Annotated in this window: 13 protein-coding genes; 12 read left to right on the forward strand and 1 reads right to left on the reverse strand. The window is 72.2% G+C overall.

What is annotated here, in order from left to right; all coding sequences use genetic code 11:
• Nucleotides 1–284 precede the first annotated feature (284 nt).
• The 7 genes from ileS (at nt 285) to ACYU96_RS07770 (ending at nt 9,114) form a co-directional block, all read left to right on the forward strand.
• Nucleotides 285–3,605: an isoleucine--tRNA ligase gene (ileS, locus tag ACYU96_RS07740; RefSeq protein ID WP_460751199.1), complete on the forward strand. Its 3,321-nt coding sequence runs from the start codon at nt 285–287 to the stop codon at nt 3,603–3,605.
• A gap of 37 nt (nt 3,606–3,642) precedes the next feature.
• Nucleotides 3,643–4,536 (forward strand): hypothetical protein, encoded by an 894-nt coding sequence (locus tag ACYU96_RS07745; protein WP_460751202.1) that lies wholly within the window; start codon nt 3,643–3,645, stop codon nt 4,534–4,536.
• A gap of 52 nt (nt 4,537–4,588) precedes the next feature.
• The gene (locus tag ACYU96_RS07750) at nt 4,589–5,233 is read left to right on the forward strand and encodes an MSMEG_1061 family FMN-dependent PPOX-type flavoprotein (RefSeq protein WP_460751205.1); all 645 of its coding nucleotides are present in this window, start codon (nt 4,589–4,591) and stop codon (nt 5,231–5,233) included.
• Nucleotides 5,234–5,359: 126 nt separating this feature from the next.
• Nucleotides 5,360–6,334, forward strand: coding sequence for an ABC transporter ATP-binding protein (locus ACYU96_RS07755; protein ID WP_460751208.1), 975 nt, complete (start codon nt 5,360–5,362; stop codon nt 6,332–6,334).
• Nucleotides 6,331–7,200 carry an ABC transporter permease gene (locus ACYU96_RS07760; RefSeq protein WP_460751211.1) on the forward strand — a complete coding sequence of 290 codons (870 nt, stop codon included), beginning with the start codon at nt 6,331–6,333 and terminating at the stop codon, nt 7,198–7,200. The genes ACYU96_RS07755 and ACYU96_RS07760 overlap by 4 nt, the downstream gene beginning before the upstream one ends.
• On the forward strand, nt 7,190–8,506 hold the full coding sequence (locus ACYU96_RS07765; RefSeq protein ID WP_460751214.1) for a sensor histidine kinase: 1,317 nt from the start codon (nt 7,190–7,192) through the stop codon (nt 8,504–8,506). Before ACYU96_RS07760 ends, ACYU96_RS07765 begins: the two co-directional genes overlap by 11 nt.
• Nucleotides 8,503–9,114, forward strand: coding sequence for a response regulator (locus ACYU96_RS07770; RefSeq protein WP_460751944.1), 612 nt, complete (start codon nt 8,503–8,505; stop codon nt 9,112–9,114). Before ACYU96_RS07765 ends, ACYU96_RS07770 begins: the two co-directional genes overlap by 4 nt.
• Nucleotides 9,115–9,178: 64 nt before the next feature.
• Here the strand turns inward: ACYU96_RS07770 and ACYU96_RS07775 are convergent, their stop codons facing one another.
• Complete coding sequence (locus tag ACYU96_RS07775) at nt 9,179–10,501, reverse strand: hypothetical protein (RefSeq protein ID WP_460751217.1); 1,323 nt, start codon at nt 10,499–10,501, stop codon at nt 9,179–9,181.
• Nucleotides 10,502–10,648: 147 nt separating this feature from the next.
• Between ACYU96_RS07775 and ACYU96_RS07780 the strand changes: the two genes are divergently transcribed.
• The 5 genes from ACYU96_RS07780 (at nt 10,649) to ACYU96_RS07800 (ending at nt 15,039) form a co-directional block, all read left to right on the forward strand.
• On the forward strand, nt 10,649–11,944 hold the full coding sequence (locus tag ACYU96_RS07780) for a bifunctional folylpolyglutamate synthase/dihydrofolate synthase (RefSeq protein WP_460751946.1): 1,296 nt from the start codon (nt 10,649–10,651) through the stop codon (nt 11,942–11,944).
• Nucleotides 11,945–11,984: 40 nt separating this feature from the next.
• On the forward strand, nt 11,985–12,980 hold the full coding sequence (dhaK, locus tag ACYU96_RS07785) for a dihydroxyacetone kinase subunit DhaK (RefSeq protein ID WP_460751219.1): 996 nt from the start codon (nt 11,985–11,987) through the stop codon (nt 12,978–12,980).
• 75 nt (nt 12,981–13,055) lie between these two features.
• On the forward strand, nt 13,056–13,706 hold the full coding sequence (gene dhaL, locus ACYU96_RS07790) for a dihydroxyacetone kinase subunit DhaL (RefSeq protein ID WP_460751222.1): 651 nt from the start codon (nt 13,056–13,058) through the stop codon (nt 13,704–13,706).
• The gene (gene dhaM / locus ACYU96_RS07795) at nt 13,703–14,413 is read left to right on the forward strand and encodes a dihydroxyacetone kinase phosphoryl donor subunit DhaM (protein WP_460751225.1); all 711 of its coding nucleotides are present in this window, start codon (nt 13,703–13,705) and stop codon (nt 14,411–14,413) included. The genes dhaL and dhaM overlap by 4 nt, the downstream gene beginning before the upstream one ends.
• On the forward strand, nt 14,410–15,039 hold the full coding sequence (locus tag ACYU96_RS07800; protein ID WP_460751228.1) for a TetR/AcrR family transcriptional regulator: 630 nt from the start codon (nt 14,410–14,412) through the stop codon (nt 15,037–15,039). Before dhaM ends, ACYU96_RS07800 begins: the two co-directional genes overlap by 4 nt.
• Nucleotides 15,040–15,056: the final 17 nt, after the last annotated feature.

The raw sequence follows: 15,056 nt of genomic DNA on the forward strand, positions 1-15,056 counted from the left end.
CACCGCGCGGGACGGCGTGGTCGCCCCCTGTCGGAAGTCCGCCGGCGGTCTGGCGATAGGATGAGTCCACAGGCATCGATCCGGCGATCACCGGTGAGCCTCCGGAAGAACGGGCAGCCACGGGCTGCCTCAGTAGAACCGGACGGGGCAGGCCCGTCACAGCCGTCGACGAGCGGTCGCTCGCGTCAGCGAGCGGCAAGCGGGGTGGTACCGCGGCACGCAGTCTGTTGTCGTCCTCGTAGCAGTCTGCCGGACCGACCACCACCGCAGGAGCCACGAGACCCATGGCAGAACCCGCCCGTTATCCCTTGCACCGCGACAGCGTCGACGGTGAGAACGCCGTCGTCCCGTCGCCGGACCTGCCCGCGCTGGAGCGCGAGGTCCTCGACTACTGGGAGGTCGACGGGACCTTCCAGGCCTCCATCGACCAGCGTGACGCGGGCGAGGACGGGAAGAACGAGTTCGTCTTCTACGACGGCCCGCCCTTCGCCAACGGCCTGCCCCACTACGGCCACCTGCTGACCGGCTACGCGAAGGACGTCGTCCCCCGCTATCAGACCATGCGCGGCCGGCGCGTCGAGCGCCGCTTCGGCTGGGACACGCACGGCCTGCCGGCCGAGCTGGAGGCGATGAACCAGCTCGGCATCAAGACCAAGGACGAGATCGTCGAGCTCGGCATCGACAGGTTCAACGAGGCCTGCCGCAGCTCCGTCATGAAGTACACGGACGAGTGGCGCACCTACGTCACGCGCCAGGCCCGCTGGGTCGACTTCGCGGGCGACTACAAGACCCTCGACCCCACCTTCATGGAGTCGGTGATCTGGGCGTTCAAGTCGTTGTTCGACAAGGGCCTGATCTACGAGGACTTCCGCGTCCTGCCGTACTGCTGGAACGACCAGACGCCGCTGAGCAACCACGAGCTGCGCATGGACGACGACGTCTACCAGAACCGTCAGGACCCGGCGGTGACGGTGGGTTTCGACGTGCACACGGTGCCGGACGGCGCGGCGTCGGCGGTGCTGCGGCCCGGCGACAAGCTGCTGGTCTGGACGACGACGCCCTGGACGCTCCCCTCGAACCTCCTGGTCATGGTGGGACCGGACATCGACTACGTCGTGGTCGAGTCCGGGTTCGGCGGCACGGACGGCCGCTACGTGATCGCCGAGGCGCGGCTCGGCGCCTACGCGCGCGAGCTCGCGGACGACGAGGAGACCCGGGTCGTCGGCCGCCTGACGGGCCGGGACCTGCTCGACGTCGCCTACACGCCGCCGTTCCGCTACTACGAGGGCCGCGCGCGGGCGCACCGCGTCGTCGAGGCGGACTTCGTCACCACCACCGACGGCACGGGGCTGGTGCACAGCGCCGGCGCGTTCGGCGAGGACGACAAGATCGTCTGCGACCGCGAGGGCGTCGAGTCCGTCATGCCGGTCGGGGCGGACGGCCGCTTCACCCACCCCGTCGACGAGTACGCGGGGCTGCAGGTCTTCGACGCGAACTCGCCGATCATCGACCACCTCAAGGCGCGCACGCGGGGCGGGGGCGACGACGAGACCGGCTCGGTCACCGCCGGCACGGTCCTGCTGCGCCGTGAGTCCTACGACCACTCCTACCCGCACTGCTGGCGCTGCCGTCAGCCGCTCATGTACATGGGCGTGTCCTCGTGGTTCGTCGAGGTGACGAAGTTCAAGGACCGGATGGGGGAGCTGAACGAGGACATCACCTGGGTGCCCGACCACATCCAGGAGGGGCAGTTCGGCCGGTGGCTGGAGAACGCCCGCGACTGGTCGATCACCCGCAACCGGTTCTGGGGCTCCCCGGTGCCGGTGTGGAAGAGCGACGACCCGGAGTACCCGCGCCTCGACGTGTACGGGTCGTTCGAGGAGCTGGAGAGGGACTTCGGCCGGCTGCCGCGCGACAAGGACGGCAACCCGGACCTGCACCGCCCGTTCGTCGACGACCTGACGCGGCCCAACCCGGACGACCCGACCGGCCGGTCCACGATGCGGCGCGTCGAGGACGTGCTCGACGTCTGGTTCGACTCCGGTTCCATGCCGTACGCGCAGGTGCACTACCCGTTCGAGAACGCGGACTGGTTCGAGAACCACTACCCGGGCGACTTCATCGTGGAGTACATCGGGCAGACCCGCGGCTGGTTCTACACGCTGCACGTCCTGGCGACCTCCCTGTTCGACCGCCCGGCGTTCAGCACGGCCCTGTCGCACGGCATCGTCCTCGGGTCCGACGGCCGCAAGATGTCCAAGTCCCTGCGCAACTACCCGGACGTCAACGAGGTCTTCGACCGGGACGGCTCCGACGCGATGCGCTGGTTCCTCATGTCCTCGCCCATCCTGCGCGGCGGCAACCTCGTCGTGACCGAGGACGGCATCCGCGACGCGGTGCGCCAGGTCCTGCTGCCGCTGTGGAGCACGTACTACTTCTTCACGCTCTACGCCAACAGCGTGCAGGGGGCCGGCGACGACGGGTCCGGGGAGCGGGGCCGGGTGGCGCAGCCCCTCTCGCCCGAGCGCGTGCCCGGGCTGGGGGCGATGGACCGCTACCTGCTCGCGCGGACCCGCTCCCTGGTGGAGGACGTGACCGCCCGGCTCGACGAGTACGACATCGCGGGCGCCTGCGAGTCGGTGCGCCAGTACCTGGACGCGCTGACCAACTGGTACGTCCGCACGCAGCGGGACCGGTTCTGGGTCGAGGACGCCGACGCGTTCGACACCCTCTGCACCGCCCTCGAGATGCTGTGCCGGGTCATGGCGCCGCTCGCGCCGCTCACCACTGAGGAGGTCTGGCGCGGCCTGACCGGCGGCCGGTCGGTGCACCTGGCGGACTGGCCCTCGGCGCAGGACGCGATCCTGGTGTCCGACGACGCGCTGGTGGCCGCCGTGGAGTCGGCGCGGACCGTCGTGTCGCAGACCCTCGCGCTGCGCAAGGCGAACGGGCTGCGGGTGCGTCAGCCGCTCCGGTCGCTGGTCGTGGCGGTGCCGGACCCGGACGGTGTCGAGCCGTTCGCGGCTCTGCTCGCCGGTGAGCTGAACCTGAAGTCGGTCGAGCTGCTGGCGTTCTCGCCCGAGGCGGCGTCGTCGTACGGGATCACCGAGCGGCTCGCCGTCAACGCGCGGGCCGCGGGCCCGCGCCTCGGGAAGGGCGTGCAGGCGGTCATCAAGGCGTCGAAGGCCGGGGCGTGGGCCAAGTCCGCGACGGGCGCCGTCGTCGTGCGGACCGACGACGGCGACGTCGAGCTGCTGGAGAGCGAGTACGAGCTGGTCACCGTGGTGGGCGAGGACGCCGGGACCGACGTCGCGGCCGCCGTCCTGACCGGCGGCGGGTTCGTCGTGCTCGACCTGGCGCTCGACGACGAGCTGCGTGCCGAGGGCTACGCGCGGGACGTGATCCGCGACGTGCAGGAGGCACGCAAGGCCGCCGGCCTGCACGTCACGGACCGGATCGTGCTCGCGCTCGACGTGCCGGCCGAGCGGGTCGAGGCGGTGCGGGCGCACCAGTCGCTCGTGGCGGCGGAGACGCTCGCGGACCGGGTGGACGTGACGACCGCGGCCGGGCCGGACCGCGCGGTGTCGGTGCAAAAGTCCGCATAGTTGACCACAATGGAGATATGTTGCCAGGATCGCCCGCGTGAGCGGTGAGAAGCGCGCGGGCGATCCCGGCCAGGCCCGCCGGAGTGTGTGGTTGACGACGAGTGTGCTGGTCACGGCGGCGGTGGTGTGGTCGGCGTTCGCCGTCGTCCCCGCGCGCCTGGCGGAGGCGATCTCGGCCGAGCCGCCCGGGCACGGGGCGGTGATCGCGGGAGCGGTGGCGGGTGGCGCGGCGGCCGGGTGCCTGGCCGGGCTGGTCCGGCGTCGTGCGCGGGCCCGTGCCGGCGGCGAGCGGTCAGGGCACGGGTTCGTGGGTGCGGCCGCCCTCGTCGGCGTGCTCGGGGCCGCGGCCGCGACGCTCCTGTGGGGCGGCGACGGGCCGGAGGGCCCGGCCGTCCGCACGGGGATCGCCGTCGTCGTCCTGACCGCCACCGCCGTCGGGCTCGGCCTGGGGCTGCTCGCCACGACCGGGCCCGTGTGGTGGCGCGCGTGCGCGCTGGCGCTGCCGATCATCTTCGGGCAGGACGCGCTGGACGCCGTCCTGCCGCCGATCCCGGTGCTGGGCATCGACGGGCACTGGTTCGTCGCCGTGCTCGTGGGGTTGGCGCTCGGGGTCAGCGTCGCGCACGGCCGGCCGTGGACCTGGCTGATGTGGATTCCCGCACTCGTGCTCGTCTGGGTGGCGCAGTCGCTGGTGCTCGCCATGGACGCGACGTTGCAGCAGCTGCACCTCGGCTCCGGATACCTGCGGGAGTACCCGCTGGAGCCGCTGATGACGCTCGGGGGTCACCTGTCGCAGACCCTGGTGACGCCGGGCGACCACGGCGTGGTGGCGATGTGGGCGATCGCGCTGCAGGCAGGGGTGGTGGTCGCGGCGTGGCGGCTGCGCGAGCGGACGGAGGCCGAGGCTGAGGCTGAGGTGGTCGGGTCATGAGGCGCGACGTGGTGGCGGTGGGGCCACGGAACCGTGGTCTACGTTGGGGATCATGACGAGCGAAGCGACCTCCCGACTCGGGACCCCGGTCACGTCCGCCGCGGAGCTGGAGGACGTCGTCGGACATCCTCAGGCGACGGCGCGGGACAAGACCCGGGCCGCGCTCCACGAGCTCGACCGGCAGTTCCTCGCGGCATCCTCCCTGTGCTTCGTGGCGACCGGCGACCCCGAGGGCCAGCTCGACGTCTCGCCGAAGGGTGACCCGGCCGGCTCGCTCGTCGTCGTGCTCGACGACCGCACTCTCGGCATCCCGGAGCGCCCGGGCAACCGCCGCGCGGACGGGTTCCACAACCTGCTGGCCGACCCGCGGGTGGGTCTCGAGTTCATCGTTCCCGGGCGGGGCGACACCCTCCGGGTCAACGGGACCGCGCGCATCGTGCGGGACGCGCCGTGGTTCGGGGACCTCCAGGTGCGCACCCACGTCCCGGTCCTCGGGCTCGAGGTCGAGATCGCCGAGGTCTTCTACCACTGCCCGAAGGCGTTTCTCCGCTCGCGCACCTGGGACCCCGAGTCGTGGGAGCCCGAGGCTGTCCCGCGCCGCGCCGTCATCTCCCAGGCGCTGGAGCGTCAGGGCGATTCGCTCGCCGAGCTCGACGAGTACTACGGCCCGGCGTACGCGGCGAAGATCTACGGCTGACTCCGCGGGCGGCCGGTCCGGCCTCCGGGACGGCCGGCTGAACTCGCGGGTCAACCGATCGGTTGAATCCAGGTCCGTCCGAACGGTGCTGGCGCGCACCGGGCGCCACGCGGAAGCATGATCGGCATGCGGACGGACAGAGCACCGGTGGCGATATCGGCATCGGGACCGGCACGGGACGGGGCGACGCTGCGCGTGCGCGGGCTGCGCAAGACGTATCGCCCCCGTGGTGGAGCGCGCGGGCCGCGCACGGCGGCGGTCGACGGTCTCGACCTGGACGTCGGGCGCGGCGAGATCTTCGCCGTCCTGGGGCCGAACGGCGCCGGGAAGACGACCACGGTCGAGATCCTGGAAGGTTTCCGGGAGCGCGATGCCGGGGAGGTCTCGGTGCTCGGCGAAGATCCGGCTCGCGCCGGACGGTCGTGGCGCGCCAGGATCGGCGTCGTGCAGCAGGACTCGCGAGACCTGGGGGAGCTGACGGTCGCCGAGATGGTCGGCGCGACGGCGCGGTACTACCCGGCGCCGCGCGACCCCGCGGGCGTCATCGAGGCGGTCGGCCTCACCGAGCACGCCCGCAAGCGCGTCCGGGCCCTGTCCGGCGGCCAGCGCCGTCGGCTGGACGTCGCGCTCGGCATCGTCGGGCAGCCCGAGCTCCTCTTCCTCGACGAGCCCACGACCGGCTTCGACCCGCAGGCCCGCCGTGCCTTCTGGGACCTGCTCACCGGCCTGCGCGACGACGGCACCACCATCGTGCTGACCACCCACTACCTGGACGAGGCCGCCTACCTGGCGGACCGTGCCGCCGTCGTGGACCACGGACGCGTCGTGGCGACCGGGGCGCCGGACAGCCTCGGCGGCGCCGAGGCCCGTACCCCGGTGATCAGCTGGCTGCACGACCGCGAGCACCGCACGCTCCGCACGGACCGCCCCACCGAGGCGGTGGCGCGGCTCGCCGCCGAGCTCGGTGGCCCGGAGGGCGAGGTCCCAGGTCTCACCGTGACCCGCCCGACCCTCGAGGACGTGTATCTCGACCTGATCGGCAGCGGTGCCCAGGCCGGCCGGGACGAGCCGGAGCACCCGGCCGAGGAGGACCCGCGATGACCGCCACCACCGCCACCGTCGGCCGTGCCCGGCCGGCACGACCAGCACGGCTGCCGGGCCCGCTCGCGTTGGGTCTGGTCCGTGCTCGCGTCGAGCTGCTCGGGTTCGTCCGGGAGCGCGACGCGATGATCTTCATCTTCGCGTACCCGCTGATCATGATGGCGATCTTCGCCTCGGTGCTCAGCGACGACGCGCAGGTGTTCGACGTCGGCACGGGAGATCTGGAGATCGGCTTCGCCCAGTACTTCCTGCCCGGCATGATCGCCACCGGCATCATGCTGTCGAGCTTCCAGACCATGGCGATCTCGATCGCGGTCGAGCGCGACGACGGCACGCTCAAGCGCCTGCGCGCCACGCCGCTGCCTGCGGTCTCGTACTTCCTCGGCAAGGTGGGGCAGGTGCTCCTCGTCTCGGTCGTGCAGGTGGGGGCCCTGCTCGTTCTCGCCGCGACGGTCTTCGACGTGCCGATGCCCGACAGCAACCGGTGGGTCACGTTCGCCTGGGTGTTTGCCCTGGGCACGGCCACGGGGGCGGTGTGCGGAGTGGCGTTCTCGACGGTTCCGCGGTCGGGACGTTCTGCGTCGGCGGTCGTGACGCCGGTGGTGCTGGTGCTGCAGTTCATCTCCGGAGTCTTCTTCGCCTACCCGTCCCTGCCCGGCTGGATGCAGCAGATCGCGCAGCTCTTCCCCCTCAAGTGGCTGGCGCAGGGCATGCGGTCCGTGTTCCTGCCGGACGAGTTCGCCGTGATCGAGCCGTCCGGCACCTGGCAGCACCTCTCGGTCGCGACGGCGCTGGGATTCTGGTTGATCCTGGGACTCGTGATCGGAGTACGGACGTTCCGCTGGCGGAGGCGCGATGACGGGTGACGAGGCGGGCGCCGGTGGAGGCCGGCCGCAGGCGGCCGTCCGGACGGCGGACGTCCAGACCGACGACCTGCCACCGGCCCCCGGCGGTCCGTACGACTCCTGGGGGCGGATCGTCGTGTGGTGGGACGTCGCCTTCTGGGTGGTGCTCGCCCTGACCGTGCTGCAGATCGTCCTGCAGGGCGCACGCGGCGTGGACCTGCTGGTGGCCTGCGGGGCCGTCGGCGCGATCGGCGTGGCGTACGCCGGGTGGGGTGCCCGTGCCGCCCGCACCCGGGACCAGGTGCGGGCGGGCCTGCATCTGGTGGTCGTCGTGATCGGCGTCGGGGTGGCGCTCGCCGTCACCGGTGAGGCCTCCTTCCTGCTGTTCGTGGCGTTCGCGCACTGCTGGATGCTGCTCGACCGCCGTCTCTGGTCGTTGCTGGCCAGCGTGGCGCTGGCGGTGTCGGCGACCGCGGGGACGCTGTTCCGCGTGGGTCTCGACCGGGAGGCCCTGACGGGCGTCCCGGCCCAGATGGCGGTGGTCCTCGTGTTCGCCGTCGGGCTGGGGATGTGGACGGCGTGGACGATGCGGCGGGCTGAGGAGCACGCGCGCCTGGTCACCAAGCTGCAGGCCGCGCAGGACGCCCTGGCCGGATCTCATCATGCGGCCGGTGTCGAGGCCGAGCGGGCACGGATCGCCCGGGAGATCCACGACACGCTCGCACAGGGTTTCACGAGCGTCGTCATGCAGGCACAGGCCGCGTCAGCGCTGCTGGACGCCGACGGCCCCGAGGCGGCGCAGGATCGTCTCCACCTGATCGAGGAGACGGCCCGCGACAACCTCGCCGAGGCCCGGGCGCTGGTCGCGGCGTTCGCGCCGGCAGCCCTCAAGGAGAAGTCCCTGGCGGAGGCGCTCGGCCGGCTCGTGACCCGGTTCGGTGACGAGACGGGGACGGAGGCGTGGCTGATCCTGGACGGCGTGCTGGGCCTGCCGCCGTCGGCCGAGGTCGTGCTGCTGCGGGTGGCGCAGGAGGCGCTCGCCAACGTGCGGCGGCACGCGGACGCCAGCGCGGTCGAGGTCCGTCTCGTGTGCGCGGACGATGCCGTCCGGCTCGAGGTGTCCGACGACGGCCGCGGGCTGCCCGCGAGCTTCGGCCTGGGCGCCGGCGAGGGGTTCGGCCTGACGGGGATGCGGGAACGTGTCGCGACGGCGGGTGGCGGGCTGTCGATCGGCCCCGGCGCGGAGGGCGGTACGCGGCTGGCGGCGTGGCTGCCGCTGACGTGTGCCGAGGGAGCAACGGGCACGACAGAAGGGTGGAGCAGATGATCCGGGTGCTGGTGGTGGACGACCATCCAGTGGTGCGTTCCGGCCTGATCGGCATGTTGACCGTCGAACCCGATCTCGAGGTGGTCGGTGAGGCGGGCGACGGTGCCGAGGCCGTCGAGCTGGCCGGTGCGCTGATGCCCGACGTCGTGCTCATGGACCTGCGGATGCCGGTGCTCGACGGCGTCGGGGCGACGTCCCGGATCCGGGCAGCGGACGCCTCGCCGCGCGTCGTCGTCCTGACCACCTATGACACCGATGCCGACATCCTGCGTGCGGTCGAGGCCGGTGCCACGGGCTACCTGCTCAAGGACACGCCGCGCGCGGACCTGGTCGCCGGGGTCCGCGCCGCGGCCCGGGGCGAGACGGTGCTGGCGCCGAGCGTGGCGACCCGCCTGGTGTCCTCGGTGCGCACCGACCGGCTCAGCCCGCGCGAGGTCGAGGTGCTGTCCTTGGTGGCGAACGGCGACTCCAACGCGCAGGTCGGCGCCCGCCTGTTCATCTCGGAGGCCACCGTGAAGACGCACCTGATCCGTATCTTCACCAAGCTCGACGTCCAGGACCGCACGGCCGCGGTCTCCACGGCCCGCGAACAGGGGTGGCTCGTCTGACCCTGCCGACCGCCCGCGCCGATCGGCCGAGGGGAACGCCAACCTGACCGATGCCACGTGACCGTCAGTGTTTCCGCCCCAATGGAGTGGCGCGCCTATTGCCCATGCGGAGGCGGCTGAGGCCCAACAGGGCTGTGGCGATCGCACCCACGGTGAGGACGAGCCAGTTGGGGTCGTTCAGGGCGGCTCCGGCGAGGGCGAGTGATGCGACGGGAATGATGAGGTTGTTCAGGTTCCTTGCCAGGACGGAGCGAGTGCTGCGCCGAACGGTCACGATTGACGCGGCAGGCAGATGCATGAGGTGGCGCAGGGCGGTGGGGACACGGATCGCGAGGTGCGGTGACATGCCCATGGCGGGCCCGGGCTTGGTCGGGTCGTGCGACCGACCTGGAGACCTGACCCCGGCCGAACCGTCCTCAGGGGTGGTGCCTTCCGGTGCATGGTCCTGCAGGACGGTGATCTCGGTCTCGTTTCCCAGCCAGTTGAGCACGGCCTTGTCCCCGGAGCGCACGCCAAGTCGCGACAGCGCACCGTCCGTCAGGCTGACGACGTGCTGGTGCTCGTCGTACGGATGAGCGAAGACGACCCGCATCGCCTGCTCCTCGGCCCGGAAGAACCACCGAAGGCCACCTTCTGCGGTCGCCTGAAGAACGCGGCTGACGGTGGCGATCCAGCGCGGTCTCCGGTCGCCACTGATCATCTGGGGGATATTCGTGAGCCTCCCGCGATGCAGGTGAAGAAGAACGACGCTCGGGCTACCCGGTCCGGCCGCGGCCGCCGGCTCGGTGATGACGCGTAGGTGGTTGGAGATCCGGGCCGTTCCTGATCGCACGTGGTCCCGGACCACGATGACCACCGACGCCGCCACTCCGTTCCGGATCATCACGGCCGCGCCCTCGGGCCCCGGGAGGCCGGCAGGCACCTGGACCTCGTTGCTCCTGGGCAGGTCGTCGACGAGCGGCATCACCGGCGAGAGCGTGACGGGCACCGGTACATGGACCGAGACGGCACAGAGCTCATCCCGGGTGCGGCCGGCGATGCCGAGCCGCGACGACAAGATCCTGCTGAGGGCGAAGGTCGGCGCTGCTGCTGAGACGGACCGGACCGTCGGCCGGTCCGCGCCGCTCCACGCACGCTCTGCCCATGCCCAAGCCCCCACTTCCCGCCCGTCGTGCTCAAGAGTGACCGGAACAGGGCCCTCGGTGAAGCGCAGGACGTTGTCGGGGACGACGAGCATCGGTATCGACGACGGGACTCGTGACACTTCGGCGACTCCGTCGAAGGTGACATACCGGCTGGTCGCAGCGTCGTCGGGCACCTGACGAGCGTAGTCAGTCCGGTCGCTGCGGTTCCAGGTCCGTCCGGATTTCCCGGGTGGCACGGCCATGAGGGTGAGCGACTGGTGGAGACGCTCGGCACGATGGTCAGAGCCCGAACGCACCTGCGGACTCGTCGCCCTTCGCGGCCTTCGCGTGCCTATCCTCGTCACGTGAGCGACGCCTTCAAGACCGTGACCCGCGAGATCTTCTCCCGGATGCCCGAGCACAAGATGGACCCCACCCTGGAGCGGGTCGAGCGGGTGATGGAGCTGCTGGGCGACCCGCACCGCGCCTTCCGGACGGTCCACCTGACCGGCACGAACGGCAAGTCCTCGACGGCCCGCATGGTCGAGTCCCTGGTCCGTGAGCACGGCCTGCGCACCGGCCTGTTCACCAGCCCGCACCTGTCCAGCGTCACCGAGCGCATCCAGATCGACGGTGAGCCCCTCGACGAGGACCGCTTCGTCGAGGTCTTCGAGGACGTCGCCCCGTACCTCGGCGTCGTCGACCGCGAGTCCGAGGCCGACGGCGGTCCTCCGCTGAGCTTCTTCGAGGTGCTGACCGTCATGGCCATCGCCGCGTTCGCCGACGCGCCCGTGGACGTCGCGGTCATCGAGGTCGGCCTCGGCGGCGGCTGGGACTCCACGAACGTGGTCGACGCGCAGATCGCCGTCCTCACGCCCGTCGCGATGGACCACGAGAAGTGGCTCGGCCACACCCTCGCCGAGATCGCCGCGGAGAAGGCCGGGATCATCAAGGACGGCGCGACGGCGGTCGTGGCCGCCCAGCGCGACGACGCCGACACCGAGATCAGGACCCGCGCCGGCCAGGTCGGCGCACACCTTGTGCGCGAGGGCATCGACCTGGAGGTCGCGGGCCGGCAGCTCGCCGTCGGCGGTCAGCTGGTCGCGCTGCGCACTCCCGCCGGCCTCTACACGGACGTGTTCGTGCCGCTGCACGGCGCGCACCAGGCGCACAACGCCCTCCTCGCGCTGGCCGCCACCGAGGTGCTGATCGGCGGCGGCAAGGCGCTCTCCGGTGCGGTGGTCGAGGCGGGGTTCGCGCAGGTCACCAGCCCCGGACGGCTCGAGGTGGTGCGCTCGAGCCCGCTCACGATCGTCGACGTCGCGCACAACCCCGCCGGGGCCGACGCCATGGTCGAAACGCTGGGAGAGGCGTTCGACCTGGAGCGCGTCGTCGGCGTCGTCGGCATCATGGCCGACAAGGACGCCGAGGGACTGCTCTCCGTCCTGGAGCCGGCGCTCGCGGAGGTCGTGGTCACCCGCAACGCCAGCGAGCGCGCGATGGACCCGGAGGAGCTGGCGGAGGTCGCGAACGACGTCTTCGGCGAGGACCGGGTGCACGTCGAGCCGGACATCGCCGAGGCGATCCAGACGGCCACGAACCTGGTGGAGGCCGGGGACACCGTCGGCGTGGGCACGGGCACGGCGGTCCTCGTCACCGGCTCGGTGGTCACCGTCGCCGAGGCCCGCGCCCTCCTGCGCCGGTGAGAAGATGGGTCTGCCCGGGCCGACGAGAAAGGGACCAGCCGTGAAGAAGCTGCTCAACGATCCCGAGAACGCCGTCGCCGAGTCGCTGGCGGGATTCGCCGTCGCGCACTCCGACCTGGTGCAGGTGCACCACGACCCCACCTACGTGACCCGCACCGGCGGCGCCACCACCGGCAAGGTGGGGATCGTCAGCGGTGGCGGCTCCGGGCACGAGCCGCTGCACAGCGGCTTCGTCGGCGACGGGATGCTCGACGCCGCCGTCCCGGGCGCCGTCTTCACCTCGCCCACGCCCGACGACATCCTGCCCGCCGTCCAGGCGGCCGACGGCGGCGCCGGCGTGCTCGCCATCGTCAAGAACTACACGGGCGACGTGCTCAACTTCGACCTCGCCGTCGAGCTCGCCCAGGCCGAGGGCGTGGACGTCTCCTCGGTCCTCGTGAACGACGACGTCGCCGTCGAGGACTCGACCTACACCGCGGGCCGCCGGGGCGTCGCGGGCACCCTCTGCGTGGAGAAGATCGCCGGCGCGGCCGCGCGCCGGGGTGCCGACCTGGACACCGTCACCCGCATCGCGCAGCAGGTGGTGGACAACGTGCGGTCCATGGGGGTCGCCCTCACCGCCTGCACGGTGCCGCACGTCGGCGTGCCGAGCTTCGACCTGCCCGCCGACGAGGTGGAGATCGGCATCGGCATCCACGGCGAACCGGGCCGGCACCGCATCAAGGCGGCACCGGCCGACGAGGTGACCCGGATGCTGCTCGACCCCGTCGCGGACGACCTCGGGCTGGCGCCGGGCGAGCGTGTGTTGCTGTTCGTCAACGGTATGGGCGGAACACCGGCTTCCGAGCTCTACGTGGTCTATGGTCGAGCGCGGCGCCTGCTCGAACAGCGGGGCGTGACCGTGTCCCGCTCGCTCGTGGGGAGCTACGTCACGTCCCTCGAGATGCAGGGCGCGTCGGTCACCGTGCTGCGGCTGGACGGCGAGCTCGAGGCGTTGTGGGACGCCCCCGTGCACACGGCGGCGCTGCGCTGGTGAACCGCTACGTGCACGCGGCGCGGGGTGAAAGTACATTTGCGGACGGACTGACGGGAAGGCGTAGGTGATGCTGCGGTGACGCTGGATGCTGACTGGGCGGAACGCTGGATCCGGTACACCGCCGACGCGGTCACCGACAACCGCGACGAGCTGACCGAGCTGGACCGGCAGATCGGCGACGGCGACCACGGCGAGAACCTCGTCCGCGGATTCCGGACGGTCGTCGCCAAGCTGGACGCCCGCGAGACCACGCCCGGGGAGCCCCGGCTCGTCGGAGACATCCTCAAGCTCACCGCGACCACCCTCATGTCCACGGTGGGCGGCGCGGCCGGCCCGCTCTACGGCACGGCGTTCCTCCGCGCCGCGAAGGTGACCGGCCACGAGACCCTCGACACGCGCGCCGTCGTCGCGATGCTCGAGTCCGCCCTGGAGGGCATCACCGCCCGGGGCAAGGCCGAACCGGGCGAGAAGACCATGGTCGACGCCTGGTCGGCCGCCGTCGACGCCGCCGAGAGCGCCGCCGGCGAGGGTGAGGAGGCCGACGTGCTGCGGGCCGCCGCCGCGGCCGCCGACACCGGGGCGACGGCGACCATCCCGCTCGTCGCCACGAAGGGCCGCGCCTCCTACCTGGGTGAACGCAGCGCCGGGCACGAGGACCCCGGAGCGCGCTCGACCGCGCTCCTCCTCGCTGCCGCCGTCCGGGCGCTCGCGGAGGAGCGGGCATGACGGTCTCGATCGTCCTCGTGTCGCACTCGGCCGGGATGGCGCGGGGCCTGGCCGAGCTCGCCGGGCAGATGGCGCCGGACGTCACGATCCTGCCCGCCGGCGGTCTGCCCGACGGCGGCCTGGGCAGCGCGCTCGACGACGTGACCGAGGCGCTGCGCACGGCGGCCGAGGCCGCCCAGGACGTCGTCGTCCTCGCTGACCTGGGCTCCTCCGGGCTGACCGTGGAGTCGGCCCTGGAGGTCGACGAGTCGCTGGCCACCAGGACGTTCCTCGCGCCCGGTCCGTTCGTCGAGGGCGCGGTCGCCGCGGCCGTCGCCGCGCACGGCGGGTCCGACGCCGACGGCGTGGTCGCCGCGGTCCGTGCGGCAGGCAGGACGTTCGCGCAGGCCTCCGAGTCGACCCCGCCGGACGCCGCAGGCGACGGTGCCGCCGCGGACCGCGACGACGCGGGGAGCGTCACGACCAGGGCGACGCTGCGCAACCCCCTCGGGCTGCACGCGCGCCCCGCCGCCCTGGTCTCGCGGAAGGTGGCCGAGCTCGGCGCGTCGGTGCTGGTCGACGGCGTGGACGCGTCGAGCGTGCTCCAGCTCATGGCGCTCGGGGCGACCCAGGGGCACGAGCTGACGATCACCGTGAGCGGACAGGACGCGGCCGGTACCGCCGAGGTCCTGGCGGAGATGATCGCCTCGGGCTTCGGCGAAGTATGAGCGAGCACGAACCCGGTCTGCGCGAGCGCAACCGGCTCGCACGGCGCGGCGCCATCATCGACGCCGCCCAGCGCCTCGTCCGGGAGCACGGGTACGACGCCGTGACCACCGACCGCATCGCCGCCGAGGCCGGGGTCTCGCCGCGGACCTTCTTCAACTACTTCGACTCGAAGGACAAGGCGGTCGTGGGGATCCCGACCGACATCGGCCTCGACCCGGAGGCCTCGCGGGCGTTCGCCGACGGTGGCCCCACCGGTCACCTGCTCACCGACCTGCAGGCGCTCATCGGGAGCCTGCTGGACAAGATCGGTGACGACCCGGACCGGGTGATGACCGCCGTGGAGCTTGTCCGCCGTGAGCCGCGGCTGCTGCAGCAGCACCAGGACGGCGTCGAACGCCATCGGACCGAGCTGCTGACGCTCTTCGGTGCGCGGGAGGCGGCCGTGTCCGGCATGCCCGAGCCGGAGACGCTCCTGGCGGCCACCGGCGCGATCGCGCAGGCGACCACGCTGGCCTGGGTCCGCTCGGGGGGTGGTGCCACGATCAGCACCCACCTGCGGGACGCGACCGCGGAGCTGGGCGAGATCTTCACCGGCGGCACGGACCGGCCGTGCGGGGCCGGCTGACCGTGCGGCACGGACGT

The sequence above is a fragment of the Myceligenerans cantabricum genome (genome assembly GCF_054777735.1).